This window comes from Rhodanobacter sp. UC4438_H5 (assembly GCF_052978405.1).
On sequence record NZ_CM129672.1, the window covers coordinates 3,505,755 to 3,522,672 of the forward strand.

13 protein-coding genes are annotated in these 16,918 nt (G+C 70.0%); 11 read left to right on the top strand and 2 right to left on the bottom strand.

The window, feature by feature from the left end:
* The gene (locus ACVCL9_RS15990) at positions 1-915 is read right to left on the bottom strand and encodes an ATP-grasp domain-containing protein (RefSeq protein ID WP_447097398.1); all 915 of its coding nucleotides are present in this window, start codon (positions 913-915) and stop codon (positions 1-3) included.
* Between the two features lie 93 nt (positions 916-1,008).
* Between ACVCL9_RS15990 and ACVCL9_RS15995 the strand changes: the two genes are divergently transcribed.
* The 10 genes from ACVCL9_RS15995 (at position 1,009) to ACVCL9_RS16040 (ending at position 14,289) form a co-directional block, all read left to right on the top strand.
* Complete coding sequence (locus ACVCL9_RS15995) at positions 1,009-2,346, top strand: APC family permease (RefSeq protein WP_395116078.1); 1,338 nt, start codon at positions 1,009-1,011, stop codon at positions 2,344-2,346.
* A 33-nt stretch (positions 2,347-2,379) separates the two neighbouring features.
* Positions 2,380-4,515 carry a beta-galactosidase gene (locus ACVCL9_RS16000; protein ID WP_447097397.1) on the top strand — a complete coding sequence of 712 codons (2,136 nt, stop codon included), beginning with the start codon at positions 2,380-2,382 and terminating at the stop codon, positions 4,513-4,515.
* 95 nt (positions 4,516-4,610) lie between these two features.
* Complete coding sequence (locus ACVCL9_RS16005) at positions 4,611-5,237, top strand: OmpH family outer membrane protein (RefSeq protein WP_395116082.1); 627 nt, start codon at positions 4,611-4,613, stop codon at positions 5,235-5,237.
* Positions 5,238-5,304: 67 nt separating this feature from the next.
* Complete coding sequence (locus tag ACVCL9_RS16010; RefSeq protein ID WP_447097396.1) at positions 5,305-6,231, top strand: M14 family metallopeptidase; 927 nt, start codon at positions 5,305-5,307, stop codon at positions 6,229-6,231.
* Between the two features lie 327 nt (positions 6,232-6,558).
* Positions 6,559-7,326, top strand: a complete 768-nt coding sequence (locus ACVCL9_RS16015; protein ID WP_447097395.1) for a TerC family protein — start codon at positions 6,559-6,561, stop codon at positions 7,324-7,326.
* A 367-nt stretch (positions 7,327-7,693) separates the two neighbouring features.
* A complete protein-coding gene (locus tag ACVCL9_RS16020) occupies positions 7,694-7,894 on the top strand; it encodes a hypothetical protein (protein WP_395116088.1) in 201 nt (66 codons plus the stop codon).
* Positions 7,895-7,967: 73 nt separating this feature from the next.
* A complete protein-coding gene (locus ACVCL9_RS16025) occupies positions 7,968-9,599 on the top strand; it encodes a carboxylesterase/lipase family protein (protein WP_447097394.1) in 1,632 nt (543 codons plus the stop codon).
* A 93-nt stretch (positions 9,600-9,692) separates the two neighbouring features.
* A complete protein-coding gene (locus tag ACVCL9_RS16030) occupies positions 9,693-11,882 on the top strand; it encodes a M3 family metallopeptidase (protein ID WP_447097393.1) in 2,190 nt (729 codons plus the stop codon).
* 164 nt (positions 11,883-12,046) lie between these two features.
* Positions 12,047-13,813: a sensor domain-containing diguanylate cyclase gene (locus ACVCL9_RS16035; RefSeq protein ID WP_447097392.1), complete on the top strand. Its 1,767-nt coding sequence runs from the start codon at positions 12,047-12,049 to the stop codon at positions 13,811-13,813.
* Positions 13,810-14,289, top strand: coding sequence for a YbaN family protein (locus ACVCL9_RS16040; protein ID WP_447097391.1), 480 nt, complete (start codon positions 13,810-13,812; stop codon positions 14,287-14,289). Before ACVCL9_RS16035 ends, ACVCL9_RS16040 begins: the two co-directional genes overlap by 4 nt.
* A gap of 48 nt (positions 14,290-14,337) precedes the next feature.
* Here ACVCL9_RS16040 and ACVCL9_RS16045 read toward each other — a convergent pair whose 3' ends face one another.
* Positions 14,338-15,027 carry a murein L,D-transpeptidase catalytic domain family protein gene (locus ACVCL9_RS16045; protein ID WP_447097390.1) on the bottom strand — a complete coding sequence of 230 codons (690 nt, stop codon included), beginning with the start codon at positions 15,025-15,027 and terminating at the stop codon, positions 14,338-14,340.
* A gap of 148 nt (positions 15,028-15,175) precedes the next feature.
* Here ACVCL9_RS16045 and ACVCL9_RS16050 point away from each other — a divergent pair, with 148 nt between their 5' ends.
* Positions 15,176-16,870, top strand: coding sequence for a L,D-transpeptidase family protein (locus tag ACVCL9_RS16050; protein ID WP_447097389.1), 1,695 nt, complete (start codon positions 15,176-15,178; stop codon positions 16,868-16,870).
* The last annotated feature ends 48 nt before the right edge of the window (positions 16,871-16,918 follow it).

Sequence of the window (16,918 nt, forward strand, 5' to 3'; positions counted from 1 at the left end):
TCAATGGCTGGGCGAAGATAGCGCGGCACGCCGAAGCGCAGGATGGTTGGCCAGCAGGTGCGCGAAGCGCTCGGCCGCCTGCGGTTGCCCGGCGAGGAACAGCGACGGTTCGATCAGCTCCAGTTCCATCAGCACGAAACGCCCGCCGCTGACCACGCCATCCACCCGCGCATACGCCGGCACGTCGTGGCCCGCGACAGCGAGCGCGGCCAGGGCGCGCCCGGCCGCGGCGCGCGTCGCGGCATCGGGCACCGCCGGTTCGCTGCGGCCGCCGTGTTCGTCCTGCACGCGGTAGTCGCCCGCGGCGGGGCGCTTGATGACGGCGTGGCTGTACTCGCCGCCGAAATACAGCAGCGACCACTCGCCGGCGCCGGCGATTTCGGAAAGGTACGGCTGCACCAGGTAATCCAGCGCCGTCGGCAACTGCGCCACGGACGCGGCGAACGCATCGTCGCCGACCTCGCCACGCAGGGTCTGCCACGCGCCGCCGCTGATCGTCGGCTTGACCACCACCGACGCGCCGGGCATCGACGCCAGCACGCGCGCCAGTTCGCTGCCGTGCGCCAGCCGGGTCGGGATGGTCGCCACGCCCAGGCGCGCGAGTTCGAACAGGTAGCGCTTGTCGCTGTTCCAGCGCAGCAGGCGGCTGTCGTTCAACATGGCGACGCCGAGCCGGTCGAGGCGATCCAGCCATTGCCCGAACGCCGCGGGGTGCTTGTGGTAGTCCCAGATCGTGCGGATCAGCACGAGGTCGAATGCCGACCAGTCGACCTGCGCGTCGTTCCACACGCACACCGTCGGCGGTACGCCGAGTTGCGCCAGCGTGGCGGCGAGGTGCGCGTCGTCCGGGTCGATCCAGGGGCGCGCGGTACAGGTGGCGAGGGCGAGTCGGGCGGGGTGATCGGGCAACGGCATCGGCGCAATCTAGCAGCGCTGGCCGGCGTTGCGCGCGGTCCCGTGCCAGACGGGACTGGTGAAAGCGTCCCCGACAATGGCAAGGTAGCCGGCGTGCTGACCGAACCCGCCAATGCCTACGCCCGCCGCCTGAACACCTGGGACGCCGCGATGATCGTCATCGGCGGCGTCATCGGTGCGGGCATTTTCCTCACCCCGTCGACGGTGGCGCGGCATACGTCATCGGGCGTCGAACTGCTGATCCTGTGGGCGATCGGCGGCGGACTGACCCTGGCCGGCGTGCTGTGCTACGCCGAACTGGGCGCGCGGCGGCCGCAGGCGGGCGGCATCTACGTCTACCTGCGCGAGGCGTTCGGCCTGATGCCGGCGTTCCTGTTCGGCTGGACGATGGCGCTGATCAACTATCCCGGCAGCGTGGCGGCAGTGGCGACGATGTTCGCCGAATACCTGTGCAGCGCGCTGGGGCTTGGCGGGCAGGGTTACGTGAAGCCGGTGGCGGTGGGCGCGATCGTGTTCATCGTGGGCATCAACCTGTTCGGCATTCGCGCCGGCGCCTGGCTGCAGAACGTGTTCACCGTGCTCAAGCTGCTGGCGATCGCGCTGCTGGTGATCACCGGCCTGGTGCTGGCGCACGAACACCTGGGCGTGGCGCTGATCGGCCAGCCGGCCACGCCAGCCTCGCCGTGGGCGTTCGCCGGTGCGCTGCTGCCGGTGCTGTTTTCCTATGGCGGATTCCACTACCTCAACGACTTGGCCGGGGAGGTGCGCAATCCGCAGCGCACCCTGCCGCGCGCGTTGGGCATGGGCATGACCGGCGTGGTGATCTGCTACCTGCTGGCCAACTGCGCCTATCTCTCCGGCCTGGGGCATGCCGGCCTCGCCGCCAGCGACGCGCCGGCGGCGGACCTGCTGCGCCGCCTGTTCGGCGAGCGCGGCGCCACCGTGATCGCGGTCGGCATCGCCTGCTCCACCTTCGGTTATTGCGCGATCGCGGTTGCCGGTGGTGCGCGCGTGCTGCAGACGATGGGTGCCGACGGGGTGTTCTTCCGCGCCGCGGGGCGGGTCGACCCGCGCACCCGTGCACCGCAGGTGGCGCTGGCCGTGCTCGGGGCGTGGGCGGTGGTGCTGGCGCTGTCCGGCACCTTCGGCCAGCTGCTCAACTACACCACGGTCGGCGAGTGGCTGGGCCACGTGTTCGGCATCGGCACGCTGTTCTGGTACCGCAAGCATTTCATCGACGAGCCGGCGCCGTACCGGGTGCCGTTCTACCCGTTGCTGCCGCTGATCTTCGTCGTCACCGTGTTCGGCGTGATCGTCGCCAGCGCGATCCACGCGCCGCGCGATGCCGGCATGAGCCTGGTCATCATCGCGCTGGGCGTGCCGGTGTACTACGGCTGGCAGCGCTGGGTGCGCCGGCATCCGCTGGCGTAGGCTGGCGGCGGGTTGCTGCCGGCGGGGACGCCGATGAACGTGCGTGTGTGGATGGCTTGCTTCGGCCTGGCCCTGCTGGGCGCCGGCCATGCCGCGGGCATGGATGCGGCGCGCCGCGAGGTCGTCGGCACCCTCCAGCTGGAGCAGGTGCGACGGGTAGGCGGTGTCGAGCACGCCGCCGACGGCGTGCCCCAGCGCCGCTACACCTTCGCACCGGCGGCGCAGCCGTCGATCGTGCTCGTGCCGCGCAGCGGGACGTGGGACTGGTCGGACCAGGGCGAGCTGCACCTGCGCGTGCAGAACGCGATGCCGTGGGCGGTCACGCTCGATGTGGAGATCGACAGCGCCGGCCGGCGCCTGCAGGCGCGCGTGGGCTTGCCGCCGGGACCGGCGCAGACGCTGGTGGTGCCGCTGCGCGCCAGCTCGCCGCGCGCGCAGGGCATGCAGGTCGGCCCGCCGATGCCGTTCGATGATGGTGGTCACAAGGTGTTGCTGGCGATCACCGTGCGTGGCGCGCTGGACCGGCGCCGCGTGCAAGCCATCCGCCTCGGCATCCCCTCGCCGCAAGCGGAACAGACACTGCTGCTCGGCGGCATCGGCACGCGGCCGGGTGAGCCGACCGTGCACGCGGCCTACGCCGGCATCGTCGATCGTTACGGGCAATCCACCCGCGCGCAGTGGCCGGAGAAGATCGGCTCCGATGCCGCCTTGCGCGCGGCGGTGCACGCGGATGCGGGCAGCGCGGCCCCGGCCGCCGATGCCTACGGTGGACAGCCAGGCCAGGCGCTGGATCGCACGGGCTGGTTCCACGTGCAAAAGCGGGGCGGTCGCTGGTGGCTGGTGACGCCCGACGGCCACGCGTTCTTCTCGCTGGGCGTCAATGCGGTCAACGCCGGCGGCGGGCGCAGCTACGTGGAGAGTCGCGAGTTCATGTTCGACGACCTGCCGCCCGATCGCGGCGAATGGGCGGCCTTTTACGGACGCGGCGACAGCCGGCGCCCGGGCGAAGGCGCCAGCCAGGGCATCGCGTACAACCACGGCCGCTGGTTCGATCTCTACGCAGCCAATCTCCACCGGATCGACGGCAGCGACTGGCCGGCCGCCTGGCGCAAGCGCACGCTGGATCGGCTGCAGGCCTGGGGCTTCAACACCCTCGGCAACTGGAGCGATGCCGCGCTGGGTGCCGCGCATCGCCTGCCGTATACGCGTTCGATCAACATCGCCGGCGACTATGCCGACGTCGCCAGCGGCTACGACTACTGGGGCCGCATGCCCGATCCGTTCGACCCGCGCTTTGCCGCCGCCACCGAGGCGGCGGTAGCGAAGGCCAGCGCGGGTGTGACCGACGATCCGTGGCTGCTCGGCTACTTCGCCGACAACGAGCTGGCGTGGGCCGGCGAAGGGCCGCAAGGGCGTTGGGGATTGGCGCGGGGCACGCTCGCCGGCGACGCGCGAAGCCCGGCCAAGCAGGCTTTCGTCGCGATGCTGCGCCAGCAGTACGCCACGCCGCAGGCGCTGGGTGAAGCCTGGGGCATCGAGCTGCGTTCATGGGATGCGCTGCAGGCCACCGGCTATGCGGCGCCGGCGCCGAACGAGGCGCATCCGGCACTCGCCCGCGACTATGGCCACTGGCTGCGCCGCTACGCCGACGCCTATTTCCGCATCGTGGCCGCGGCGCTCCGCCGCCACGATCCGCATCACCTGTTTCTGGGCGGACGCTTCGCGGTGTACACGCCCGAGGCCGTCGCCGCCTGCGCGCGGTATTGCGACGTGGTCAGCTTCAACGCCTATGCCGACCTGCCGCAGCATCACGTCGACATGGCGTTGATGCGGACGCTGGATCGGCCGGTGCTGCTCGGCGAATTCCATTTCGGATCGAACGACCGCGGCCCGTTCGGTGCGGGCGTGGTGCCGGTGGCCGACGAGGCCGCACGCGGCGCGGCCTACGCGCGCTATCTCGCCGCCGCCACGACGAACCCGCTGGTGGTCGGCGCGCACTGGTTCGAGTACGCCGATCAGCCGCTCGCCGGTCGTCTGCTCGACGGCGAGAACAGCCACATCGGCCTGGTCGGCATCACCGACATTCCGTTCGGCGGCTTCGTGCGGGCGGTGCGTGCAGCCAACCGGAGCGTGGCGCCGCCGCCGCGGGGCGCCCCGAACGGGCGCTGAATCGCGACGCGCGCGCGATCGGCTATGCTGGGGAACCACGCAGCCGGCATGTGGTCGGCTGAACTCGTGACCTCAATTCATCCGGAACCGCCACCATGAACCTGCCTCGTCTCACGCTCGCTGCCGCGCTCGCCCTCGCCACCGGTTTGTCCGTCGTTCCCGTCCAGGGGGCGCACGCCCAGAGCGCGCAAGCCGCCGACGAGCTCGGCGGCAACGCGGTGGCCGGCGTGTGCATGCTCTCGCGCGAGGCCGTGTTCGCGCAGTCCAAGGTCGGCAAGGCCGCCAGCGAGCGGCTGGGCCAGTTGGCCGAGCAGGCGAACAGCCAGTTGTCGAACCAGCGCAAGCCGCTGGATGCGGACATCCAGGCCTTCCAGCAAAAGGCCGCTTCGCTCACCGAGGACCAGCGCAAGCAGCAGGGCGCGGCGCTGCAGCAGCGCATGCAGACCTTCCAGTCGCAGGCCGGCGAGCAGAACGAGCGCATCCAGCTCACCCGCGCCAAGGTGATGCAGCGGATCGGCCAGGAAGCGCAGCCGGTGGTTGCCGCCAGCTACAAGAAGCACCAGTGCGGCCTGTTGCTCAACCGCGACGCGGTGCTCGGCGGCAACACCAGCAACGACCTGACCAGCGACGTCGTGCAGGGTCTGGACGCCAAGCTCACCACGATCAGCTTCAACCTCGAACCGCTGCCGGCCAAGGGTGCCGCGAACGGCGGCGCGAAGTAAGCGTCCCCAGGTCATCGGGACCGGCGGCGCGGCCGTCGGCTTCCCGTCGCCCACGCACGGAACCACGATGAACCAGTCCAGCTTCTATCCCGTAGGCACGGCGCTCCAGCCCTGGGGCGAGGCCGAACGCGAGACATGGCGCTCGCGCCAGCGCGTGCAGCGCAGCTACGCGGATGACGTGTTGCGCCGGATCGACGCGCTGCGCGCGCACTGGGCGGTGGCACCGTACGGTGAGCTGGCCTATCCCGACGCACGCCATCCGCTGTACGCCCTGCGCAGTGCATCCTGGCGCGACGAGCTGCCGGTGATGCTGGTCACCGGCGGCGTCCACGGCTACGAAACCAGTGGCGTGCACGGTGCGCTGCAATTCGCCGAGCAGCATGCGGCAGACCTCGCCGGCCGGGCCAACCTGCTGGTGGTGCCGTGCGTGAGCCCGTGGGGCTACGAACGCATCCAGCGCTGGAATGCTGCTGCGCTCGATCCCAACCGCTCGTTCCATGCGCACAGCCCGGCACAGGAATCGGCCGCGCTGATGGCGCTGGTGGCGCCGCTGCGCGAGCGCGTGCTGATGCACATCGATCTGCACGAAACCACCGACAGCGACGAGGCCGAGTTCCGCCCGGCCCTGGCGGCCCGCGACGGCAAGCCGTTCGAACCCGGCACGATTCCCGATGGCTTCTACCTGTGCGCCGACAGCGCGCAGCCGCAGCCCGCGTTCCAGCAGGCGATCATTGCCGCGGTGGCCAAGGTCACCCATATCGCGCCGGCCGACCCCGACGGCACCATCATCGGCTCGCCGGTGGTGGCGCATGGCGTGATCGAATACGACTACGGCCGGCTCGGCCTGTGCGCCGGCATCACCGCCGCGCCGTTCAAGACCACCACCGAGGTCTACCCCGACAGCCCGCGCGCCACGCCCGCGCAGTGCAACGACGCCCAGGTGGCGGCGGTGGTGGCAGCGATCGACTTTGCGCTGGCGCATCCGGCCGGCTGACGCCGGCCGCCCGGCGTGGTCACGCGCCGGGGCTGTGCTAGCATCGACCGCTGAAGGGGAGTAGCTCCCGATCGCTGTCGCCGTCATGACGGGCCTTGCGCCCCGGTGCAGCAGCAAATGGCACAGCCATTTGCGAGCAAGACCTTCGCCGTCCCACGGCGAAGGTGCGTCCTGCAAAGATGCCTTTCCGCCGTGGCCCCAGAGCCTCACCGGAGCATCAACCCGCCCTTTGGCGTCCAGAACCCATCGTGAAGCGTGCTTGCGCGCCTTCGCCGTTTCCGCGGGCCAGGATGCTTTCCGGCCGGCGCCCTTCGATAGAGACCACCCATGGAACAACTGGCCAACCCCGAAATCTGGATCGCCCTCGCCACGCTGACCGCGCTCGAGCTGGTGCTGGGCATCGACAACATCATTTTCATCTCGATCCTGGCCGGCAAGCTGCCGCCGGAACGACGCGACAAGGCGCGGCGCCTGGGCATCATGCTGGCGGCCGTGTCGCGGCTGGGCCTGTTGCTGGCGATTGCCTGGATCGTCGGACTCACCGCGCCGCTGTTCGAGCTGTTCGGCCACGCTTTCTCGTGGCGCGACCTGATCCTGATCGGCGGCGGCCTGTTCCTGATCGGCAAGGCGACCCACGAGATCCACCAGAAGCTGGAGGGCGCCACCGAGCACGTCAGCACCGGCGGCGCGGCCGCGGCGACGGCCACCTTCGGCGGCGTGATCGTGCAGATCATGCTGCTGGACATCGTGTTCTCGCTGGACTCGATCATCACCGCCGTGGGCATGGTCGATCAGCGCTGGGTGATGGTCACCGCGATCCTGGCCTCGATCGTGTTCATGCTGATGTTCGCCAGGCCGCTGGGCGAGTTCGTCGAGCGCCACCCCACGGTCAAGGTGCTGGCGTTGAGCTTCCTGATCATGATCGGCCTGGTGCTGATGGCGGACGGCTTCGGCCAGCACATCCCGAAGGGCTACGTGTACGCGGCGATGGCGTTCTCGGTGTTCGTGGAGCTGATCAACCTGGCGATCCGCCGGCGCACGCAGCGCCCGGTGGCGCCGGTGGCGCTGCACGAAAAGTACGCACCGGGCGAGTAGCGGCACAGGCACGAAAAAAAACCCGCAGAGGGGAGTCTGCGGGTTGGGGGTCCATCTGTGTCGGGTGCGGAGGAGGAGGGGGAGCCTCGCCGCACGGTGGGAAGCGTGTCTCACGACATGGGGATAATGTACTAAGCGGTATGTTAATGGAGTGTGACTGGCCGGTGCGCCCGTGTGCAACCTCGCGGACGCAGCGGGCTGAACCGTTGTCCGGCCGCACGGGCGACGCTGTCCGCGGACAGCCGCCCGCAGCGGCAATCGACATCAAACATAAAGTAAATCAAAAGCTTGCAACAAATTTTCGGGTTGGCACGCCGATTGCTCCATGGACAGCACAGGGACTTTCTGTTCAATCGGAGAACGCGTCATGAAATTCGAATCCATCTTTCTGACCATGCTGTTCGTTGCCTGCTCCAGCGTCTGCGTGCTGGTGATGGGGGCAATGCTGGCCGCCAGCCCGTCGTCGTCGCAGCAGGCCAGCGCGCGCCGTGCCGCACCCGCGGTCGCCGTGCAGGCCGATTGCGCCAAGCCGGTTGCGATGGATGTGTGCGGCGCGGACGAGGTCTGAGGCGCTGCGCCCAGGGATGACATCGACCAGGCCGGCGCCTAGGCTGCAAGGCAGGTATTCACGGGCCGCCACGATGTTCGATCCGACTGCATCACCCGCGCCGCGGAAGGCGCGCCTGCTCGCCAGCATCCTCGCCGGGGTGATCGGCCTCGCTGCCTTCGCGGCTCACGCCGCCGCCCCGCTGCCTCCGCCTCGCGTGTCACTGGCCGATGGCAGGATCGAAGGCAAGCTTGCGAAGGCGAACGGCATGGCGCTGGAAGAGTTCCAGGGTATTCCGTACGCGGCGCCGCCGATCGGTCCGCTGCGCTGGAAACCGCCGCAACCCGCTCCGGCCTGGAGCGGCGTGCGCCAGGCGACGCGCTTCGGCCCGCGCTGCATGCAGCTGCCGCTGTTCGGCGACATGCGGTTCCGCTCCGCCGGCATGGGCGAGGACTGTCTCTACCTCAACGTGTGGAAGCCTGCAGGCGCGACCGCCAGGCTGCCGGTGCTGGTGTATTTCTTCGGCGGCGGGTTCGTTGCCGGCGACGGCTCGGAGCCGCGCTACGACGGCGCCAACCTGGCCAGCCGCGGCATCGTCACGGTGACGGTGAACTATCGCCTGGGCGTATTCGGCTTCTTCGCCACGCCGGCCCTCGCCGCCGAATCGCCGCAGCACGCGGCGGGCAACTACGGCTTGCTCGACCAGGTCGCCGCGCTGCGCTGGGTGCGCGACAACATCGCCGCTTTCGGCGGCGACCCGGCGCAGGTGACGATCGCCGGCGAGTCGGCCGGTTCGATCGCGGTGAGCGCGCTGATGACCTCGCCGCTGTCGCGCGGGCTGTTTGCCCGCGCGATCGGCGAAAGCGGCGCCCTGATCGCGCCGATCGCGCCGGTGCCGCTGGCGACGATGGAGCGCCGCGGCGAGGCGTTCGCGCAGCGTCTCGGCGCCGACTCGCTGACCGCGCTGCGTGCGTTGCCGGCCGATCGCCTGCTGCAGGCCACGCGCGAGCAGCACGGCGACGCCGACGCGAATCTCGACGGCTGGTTCCTGCGCGAGCCGCCAGCGGCCACCATGGCCCGCGGCGGGCAGGCACCGGTGCCGCTGCTGCTGGGGAGCAATTCGCAGGAGAGCCATTACACCGCGATCCTGAAAGATCAGCCGCCGACCCCTGCCAATTACCGCGCAGCGCTGAAGCGGCTGTTCGGCACGCAGGCGGCGCACGCACTGGCGCTGTACCCCGGCGACGACGCGACGCAGGTGAAATCCTCCGCCACCGCGCTGGCCGGCGACATGTTCATCGCGCACACCACCTGGCGCTGGATGGACCTGCAGCTCCGCCACGGCGGCGCGCCGGTGTATTTCTATTATTTCGACCAGCCGCGCCCGGCCAAGCTGGCGCCGGCGCCGGGTGAAACGCCCGATCCCGGCGCCGTGCACAGCGGCGAGATCGAGTACGCGCTGGGCAACCTGGCGGGCAATCCGGTCTACGCGTGGACGGCTGCCGACCGCGCCGCGTCCGCCACGATGGAAGGCTACTTTGCACAGTTCATCAAGACCGGCGATCCCAACGGCGCGGACCTGCCGCCCTGGCCCGCGGTGCGCGAATCCGCTGGCGGACTGCTGCGCCAGGTGATTGCGGCGCATTGCCGTACCGAGGTCGACCACGGGGCGGCGCGGCAAGCGTTCCTGCAGGCTTTCTTCGCCACGCATGCGGACCCGTTGTAGCGGATCTCGCGGTGTTCACCCATGGCTTTAGTCATGGGTGCGTGGCACAGGCTTTGGGTAGGATCGGGGTTCCCCCACGTCGAGCAGACCTTGATGAAGCCCACCCTTTCCCTGGCGATGACGATCGCGTTGACCAGCTCCATGGCGGCCTATGCCGACACCGCGGCGGACAAGCAGCACGCCGGCGCACACGCCTCCCACGCGGCGGCTGCCGACGTCCGCGCCAATCCGTTCTTCGCCGAAAGCACGCTGCCGCTGCACTACCCCGCGTTCGACAGGATCAAGGACAGCGACTACGCGCCCGCGTTCGACCGCGGCATGGCCGAGCAGCTGCGTGAAGTGGCGGCGATCAGCGCCAACCCCGCTGCGCCGACCTTCGACAACACCATCATCGCGCTGGAGAAATCCGGCGACGTGCTGCAGCGCACCTCGACCGTGTTCTTCAGCCTGTCCGGGGTCGAGAACAACGATGCGCTGAAGAAGCTGCAGGCCGAGTACGCGCCGAAGCTGGCCGCGCACCGCGACGCGATCACGCTGGACCCGGCGCTCTTCGCGCGCATCCAGAAGCTGTACGACGCGCGCGCCAGCCTGGGCCTGGACGCGCAGGGCGTGCGGCTGATCGAGCGCTACCACACCGATTTCGTGCGGGCCGGCGCCAGGCTGTCCGACGCCGACAAGGCGCACCTGAAGCAGATCAACGGCGAGCTGGCCAGGCTCGGCACCAAGTTCACCCAGAACGTGCTGGCCGAGGTCAACGACTCGGCGCTGGTGGTGGACAGCCGCGCCGAACTGGCCGGCCTCACCGACGCCCAGATCGACGCCGCGGCCGCCGCCGCCAAGGCGAAGGGGCTCGATGGCAAGTACGTGATCGCCCTGCTCAACACCACCGGCCAGCCGCCGCTGGCGCAGTTGGAGAACCGCGCGCTGCGCGAGCGCCTGTACAAGGCCTCGATTACCCGCGGCAGCCGCGGCAACGCGTACGACAACACCGCGATCGTGTCGCAGGTGATGAAGCTGCGTGCGGAGAAGGCGGGCATGCTCGGCTACCCGACCTGGGCTGCCTACGTGCTGGCCGATCAGACCGCGAAAACGCCGGAAGCGGTCAACGCCATGCTCGGCAAGCTGGCGCCGGCGGCAGTCGCCAACGCCAGGCGCGAAGGCGTCGCGTTGCAGGCGATGATCGACAAGGAACAGGCGGCGAAGGGCCAGCCCACGTTCGCGCTGCAGCCGTGGGATTGGGCCTACTACACGGAGAAGGTCCGCGCCGACAAATACAATTTCGACGAGAGCCAGCTCAAGCCCTACTTCGAGATGAAGAACGTGCTGGAGAACGGCGTGTTCTACGCCGCCGGCCAGCTCTACGGACTCAAGTTCAAGCAGCGCACCGACCTGCCGGTCTACAACCCCGACGTGCTGGTGTACGACGTCTACAATGAAGACGGCAGCCAGCTGGCGATCTTCCTGGCCGACATGTACGCGCGCCCGTCCAAGCGCGGCGGTGCCTGGATGAACTCCTACGTGGACCAGTCCGGGCTCACCGGCAACCTGCCGGTGGTAGCCAACCACCTCAACATCACCAAGCCGACCAGCGGCCCGACCCTGCTGACCTGGGACGAGGTGACCACGGCGTTCCACGAGTTCGGCCACGCATTGCACGGCATGTTCTCCAACGTGAAGTACCCGCGCTTCAGCGGTACCAGCGTGCCGCGCGACTTCGTCGAGTTCCCCTCGCAGGTGAACGAGATGTGGGCCGACTGGCCCAGCGTGCTGGCCAACTACGCCAGGCACTACCAGACCGGCGCGCCGATGCCCAAGGCGCTGCTGGACAAGGTGCTGGCCACCTCGAAGTTCAACCAGGGCTTTGCCACCACCGAGTATCTGGGCGCGGCGATGCTCGACCAGAGCTGGCACCAGCTCGGCGCGGACAAGATCCCCGACGCCGGCGGCGTGATGGCTTTCGAGGCGGCCGCGCTGAAGGCCAACGGCACCGATTACGCGCCGGTGCCGCCGCGCTACCGCACGCCGTACTTCAGCCACATCATGGGCGGCTACGCGGCCGGCTACTACGCCTACATCTGGTCCGAGGTGCTGGATGCGAACACGGTCGAGTGGATCAAGAGCCACGGCGGCCTGACCCGGGCCAACGGCGACCGCTTCCGCGCGACCCTGCTGTCGCAGGGCGGCAGCAAGGATGCACTGCAGCTGTTCCGCGATTTCGCCGGCCACGAGCCGCGGATCGAACCGCTGCTGGAGCGTCGCGGACTGGACGGCAGCGCCGAGTGACCCGCGTCGCCTGAGGGCGGCATGACGAAGCCGCCCGGAGCGATCCGGGCGGCTTTTTCGTGGCGGCAGCGGCCGAAACTGCGGTCGCGTGCGTGGCCGATTCAGATGCGGACTGCTACGGTGGCCACACGATGTGCCGACCCGCGAGCCGATTGCCGCCCCGTATGTCCGCTGCCTCCCACCACGCTGACGAAACGCTGCGCCTGGCGACGCTGCGCGCCATGGGTGCGCTGGATACTCGCGCCGAGCCGCTGTTCGATGCACTCGTGCGCAGCGCCGCGGCGGCGAGCGGGCGGGCGCTTGCGCTGATCGTGCTGGTCGATGCCGACGGCCGCGGGCTCGCCGTGCATGGGCCGGCGGCGGATATCGACGAGCCGAGCGTGCTGCGGGTGCTGGCCAAGGCGAGTTCCGGCGTGCTGGCGATTCCCGACGCACGGCTCGATCCGCGCTGCGCCGACGATCCTCTGGTTGCCGGCGCGGCGGGCATCCGTTGCTTCGTCGCCGTGCCGATCAGACGGGGCGAGAGCGCGAAGGCGGGCGCGTTGTGCGTGCTCGATCGCGTGCCGGGTACACTCGACGAGCGGCAACACGAGACGCTGCGGCAACTGGCCCGCGCGGTGGCACAGGTGCTGGAAACGCGGCCGGTCGCGCACCGGAACAAGCCCGCGCCGGTCGGCACGGCACCGTCGCTGCGGCAGCCGCCGGAGTCGGCCCGCGAGACGGAACCGAAGCGGCGCACCCACGCAGCGCTGCTCGAACGCACCGGATGCCTGCTCGGTGCCGGCGGCTGGGAGCTGGACCTGGCCACCAAGGCGATCACCTGGTCGGACCAGACCTGCCGCCTGCACGACGTGCCGCCGGGTTTCCACCCGAGCCTGGAAGAAGCGGTGAGCTTCTACGATGCGGGGGCGCGGCCGGTGATCGACGCGGCCGTGCGCAAGAGCATCGACACCGGCGAGGGATGGGATCTGCAACTGCCACTGACCACCGCCACTGGCCGGAGGATCTGGGTGCGCGCGGTCGGCATCGTGGAACGCGCCGAGGATGGCACCCCGCTGCGGCTGGCCGGCGCTTTCCAGGACATCACCCTGCAGCGGCGCGCGATCGCGGCGTTGGAGGCCAGCGACCGCCGCTACCGCAAGCTGTTCCAGTACAGCCCCGGCCTGATCTGCACGCACGACCACGAGGGCGTGCTGCTGTCGGTGAACCCGGCGGCGGCCAAGTCGCTGGGCTATTCGGTGGGCGAGATGATCGGCCGCCCGCTGACCGATTTCATGCGCGCCGAACAGCGCCCGCGGTTCGCCGAATATCTGCTGCGCATCATGCGCAAGGACAGCGACACGGGCATGCTGCAGGTGATCGCCAAGGATGGCAGCGAACACGTGTGGCAATACCACAACGTGCTCGACGACGATGTCGAGGGCGACGATCCCTACGTGCTGGGCCATGCGCTGGACGTCACCGAGCGCTTCCGCCAGGAGAGCCAGTTGCGCGAGTGGTCGATCCACGACGCACTGACCGGCTGCTTCAATCGCCGCTATCTGGCCGAGCTGACGGCCGGGCCGGCCGCGGGTTGGGGCTGCATCGTGTTCGACCTGGACCATTTCAAGCAGGTCAACGACACCCATGGCCACGCGCGCGGCGATGAGGTGCTGGTGGCCATGGCGACGTTCCTGCGCAACCATGTGCGGCCGCAGGATGCAGTGATCCGCCTCGGCGGCGACGAGTTCCTGGTGTTGCTGCGCGGAGCCGGCGAGGAGCTGACGCAAGGCGTGGTCGACCGGCTCGATGCCGATCGCGCCGCTGCGCCGATCGGCTTCACCATGGGCGCGACCACGGTGGTGCCGGACGCCTCGCTGGAAGCCGCGCTGGGCGAAGCCGACCGGCGTCTGTACAAGGCCCGCGAAGGCCGGCCGAAGCGCGCAACGTGAAGTCGTCCGATCGCGGGCAGCCGGCGGAACAGGGCGGTGGACACGACCCGCACCCCGCACATCCCCGCCACACCGGTCTGGTGCGCTGGCTGCTGTTCATCGCCGGCGGCGTGGCGTTGTTGCTGGGGCTGATCGGCCTGATGCTGCCGGTGATGCCGACCGTGCCGTTCCTGCTGCTGACGGCCGCGTGCTGGTCGCGCGCCTCGCCGCGCTGGCATCGCTGGCTGCTCTCGCTGCCCCGGTTGGGCCCGGCGATCGCGCGGTGGGAGCGCGAGCGCAGCATTTCGCGGCGCGCGCGCTGGATGGCGCTGGGCCTGGTCACGCTGTCGATGGCCGGCACGATCTGGTGGTTCCGCGGGCACGCCTGGTTGCCGTGGCTGCTGGCCGCGCTGGTGGTGCTGCTGTGGCTGCTGATCCTGCGCCTGCCGGTGACGTCGGACGAGGGCGGCGCGAGCCTGCAGCAGACTCGCGAGTGAGAGGTTGCCCGCCGCGCGCTCCGCGGGGAGGGCAACCGTGCGGATGGATCAAGGCGCGCTGAGCGCGGGCGTCATCGCCAGTCCGCCGCTGCACTTGAGGTAGGGCGAGGCGCCCAGCCACCTGGCATCGGGATAATAGGAGAACACGTACTGGCCGCCCTTGAGCGCGTCGATCAGCGGTCGCGCGATCGCGCTGCGCACGGCCGGGCAACCGTAGCTGCGGCCGATGCGGCCTTGCTCGCGGGCCAGTGCCGGGTTGACGTAGGCCGCACCGTGGATCACCAGCGCGCGCGCCAGTGCGCGGTCGTTGGTACCCGGCTCCAGCCCTTGCAGGCGCAGCGAGTAGCCGTTGCGGCCGGCATAGGTGTCCAGCGTGCGGAACAGGCCCAGGCTGGATTGCCGGCTTTCCGGCGCATTGGAGAACCTGCTCGCCAGGTTCTCGCCGGTGTTGCGCCCGTGCGCCACCAGTTCCTGATACAGCAGCTTGCGCCGGGCCAGGTCGAACACCCACAGCCGCGGCTCGGTGGATGGCCGGGAATAGTCGATCACCGCCAGTCGCGCGGGCGGCGGCTGGCCTTGCGCCGCGGCGCAGTCGGTGGCCGCCAGCGCCAGCGCGATCACCTGCGGATTCGCCTGCGGCGCGAGTTTGCTGAGCGTGTCGCGCAGTGTCGGCGCGGTCGCGTGCGCCGTACCACAGAGCGGCAGCAGCAGGATGGCAAGGAGGCGCAGTCGACTCATCGGGACGGCTTGGGCTTGGGGCGCGAACAGGCGTCGATGCTAGCAGTCGATCGTTAAGAACCTGTCCCGTGCGACCGGTCGCCGCGCCCGCCTGCGCCGGCCGGCGGTTGTGCTATGACTGGTCGCATCCTCCCGCACAGGACTTTCCATGTCGTCCGGCTTTTCCCGCGCCGTTTGCGCTGCCGCCTTGCTGGGCTGGCTGGCGGTCGCCGCGGCGCCTGCACAGCCGGCCGCAGTCGAGTCGGTCGGCATGGAACAAACCGTGGCCCCGCCGCCGGGCCCGGTGGCCGAGCAGATCCGCGAACGGATCGAGCAATGGCGCGTCGCGCAGGCCGATGGCGCGACGGCCGCGGCGCCGGTCGCCGCGGTGGCGGCGTTCTACGAGCAGAACCGGTTCGCGCCGGCATGGACGCGACCGGACGACCTCGACCAGTTGCTGGCCGCGCTGCGCGGCATGGCCGCCGACGGCCTCGACCCGCAGGACTACGCGCTGGACGAACTGCAACGTCGGCGCCACGTGCTGGACGACCCGCAGGCCACGGCGCAGCAACGCGCGCAGTTCGACCTGCTGGCCACCGACGCCTGTTTCACCGCGTTGCTGCACCTGTATCGCGGCAAGGTCGATCCGGCCACGCTGGACACGCACTGGAACTTCGACCCGCGCCAGCTCGATCAGGCGCGGGGCCTGCAGGCGGTGCGCGAGGCGCTGGCGCAGGACACGATCGGCGAGCTGTTCGCGCGGGCGCGGCCGCAGCACCCGTACTACGCCCAGCTGCGTGCGGCGCTGGCGAAGTTGCGCGGGGTGGCGGCGCAGGGCGGCTGGCCCGTGATCGCCGACGGCCCCACGCTGAAACCGGGCAGCCACGATCCGCGCGTGCCGACGCTGCGCGAGCGCCTGCAACGGGTCGGCTTTGCGGTGGGCGAGGGCATGGATGACCTGTACGCCCCGGCGCTGGAAGCTGCGCTGAAACAATTCCAGCGCGAACATTACCTCGTCGCGGACGGCCACCTGGGCAAGGCCACCCTGGCCGCGTTGAACGTGCCGGTCACCACGCGCATCGAGCAGCTGCGCGCGAACCTGGAGCGCGCGCGCTGGCTGCTGCACCAGCTGCAGGGCGAGTTCGTGGTGGTCGACATCGCCGGCTACCAGGTCGTCTACTACAAGGACGGCAAGCCGGTATGGCGCTCGCGCGTGCAGGTAGGCAAGCCGTACCGCAGCACGCCGGTGTTCAAGTCGAAGATCACCTACCTCACGCTCAACCCGACCTGGACGGTGCCGCCGACCATCCTGAAGAACGACATCCTGCCGAAGCTGCGCAGGAACCCGGGCTACCTCGCCGCCAACCGCATCCGCGTGCTGGACAGCCAGGGCCGCGAGCTGTCGCCGGCCAGCGTGAACTGGGCCAACCCGCGCGGCATCGTGCTGCGCCAGGACGCCGGCCCGGGCAATTCGCTGGGCCGGCTGGTGATCCGCTTCCCCAACGACTACGCGGTGTACATGCACGACACGCCGCACCAGGAACTGTTCGCCAGCGAGCAGCGCACGTACAGCTCCGGCTGCATCCGGGTGGAGCGCCCGCGCGAACTGGCCGAGCTGCTGCTGGACGATCCGGTGCAGTGGAATCGCGCGGGCATCGACCGCGCGATCGACACGCTGAAGACGCAGACCGTGATGCTGCCCAGGCCGGTGCCGCTGCTGCTGGCGTACTGGACGGTGGACCTGCGCGAGGACGGCCGGGTCGGCTTCCGCCCCGACGTCTACCGGCGCGACCCGCCACTGCTCGCCGCGCTGGCGCGCCCGCGCGTGTCGCCGTGGCTGCCGGCGGCCGCGACGCTGCCCTGAAAAAAGCCGCGCCGGCGGGAGTGCCGGGCGCGGCCAAGGTCTGAACCG

Coding starts and splice junctions, on each gene's coding strand:
- ACVCL9_RS16025 (WP_447097394.1), top strand. CDS start 7,968: ATGTTCGATCCGACTGCATCACCCGCGCCGCGGAAGGCGCGCCTGCTC.
- ACVCL9_RS16030 (WP_447097393.1), top strand. CDS start 9,693: ATGAAGCCCACCCTTTCCCTGGCGATGACGATCGCGTTGACCAGCTCC.
- ACVCL9_RS16020 (WP_395116088.1), top strand. CDS start 7,694: ATGAAATTCGAATCCATCTTTCTGACCATGCTGTTCGTTGCCTGCTCC.
- ACVCL9_RS16050 (WP_447097389.1), top strand. CDS start 15,176: ATGTCGTCCGGCTTTTCCCGCGCCGTTTGCGCTGCCGCCTTGCTGGGC.
- ACVCL9_RS16005 (WP_395116082.1), top strand. CDS start 4,611: ATGAACCTGCCTCGTCTCACGCTCGCTGCCGCGCTCGCCCTCGCCACC.
- ACVCL9_RS16035 (WP_447097392.1), top strand. CDS start 12,047: ATGTCCGCTGCCTCCCACCACGCTGACGAAACGCTGCGCCTGGCGACG.
- ACVCL9_RS16000 (WP_447097397.1), top strand. CDS start 2,380: ATGAACGTGCGTGTGTGGATGGCTTGCTTCGGCCTGGCCCTGCTGGGC.
- ACVCL9_RS16010 (WP_447097396.1), top strand. CDS start 5,305: ATGAACCAGTCCAGCTTCTATCCCGTAGGCACGGCGCTCCAGCCCTGG.
- ACVCL9_RS16015 (WP_447097395.1), top strand. CDS start 6,559: ATGGAACAACTGGCCAACCCCGAAATCTGGATCGCCCTCGCCACGCTG.
- ACVCL9_RS15990 (WP_447097398.1), bottom strand. CDS start 915: ATGCCGTTGCCCGATCACCCCGCCCGACTCGCCCTCGCCACCTGTACC.
- ACVCL9_RS16045 (WP_447097390.1), bottom strand. CDS start 15,027: ATGAGTCGACTGCGCCTCCTTGCCATCCTGCTGCTGCCGCTCTGTGGT.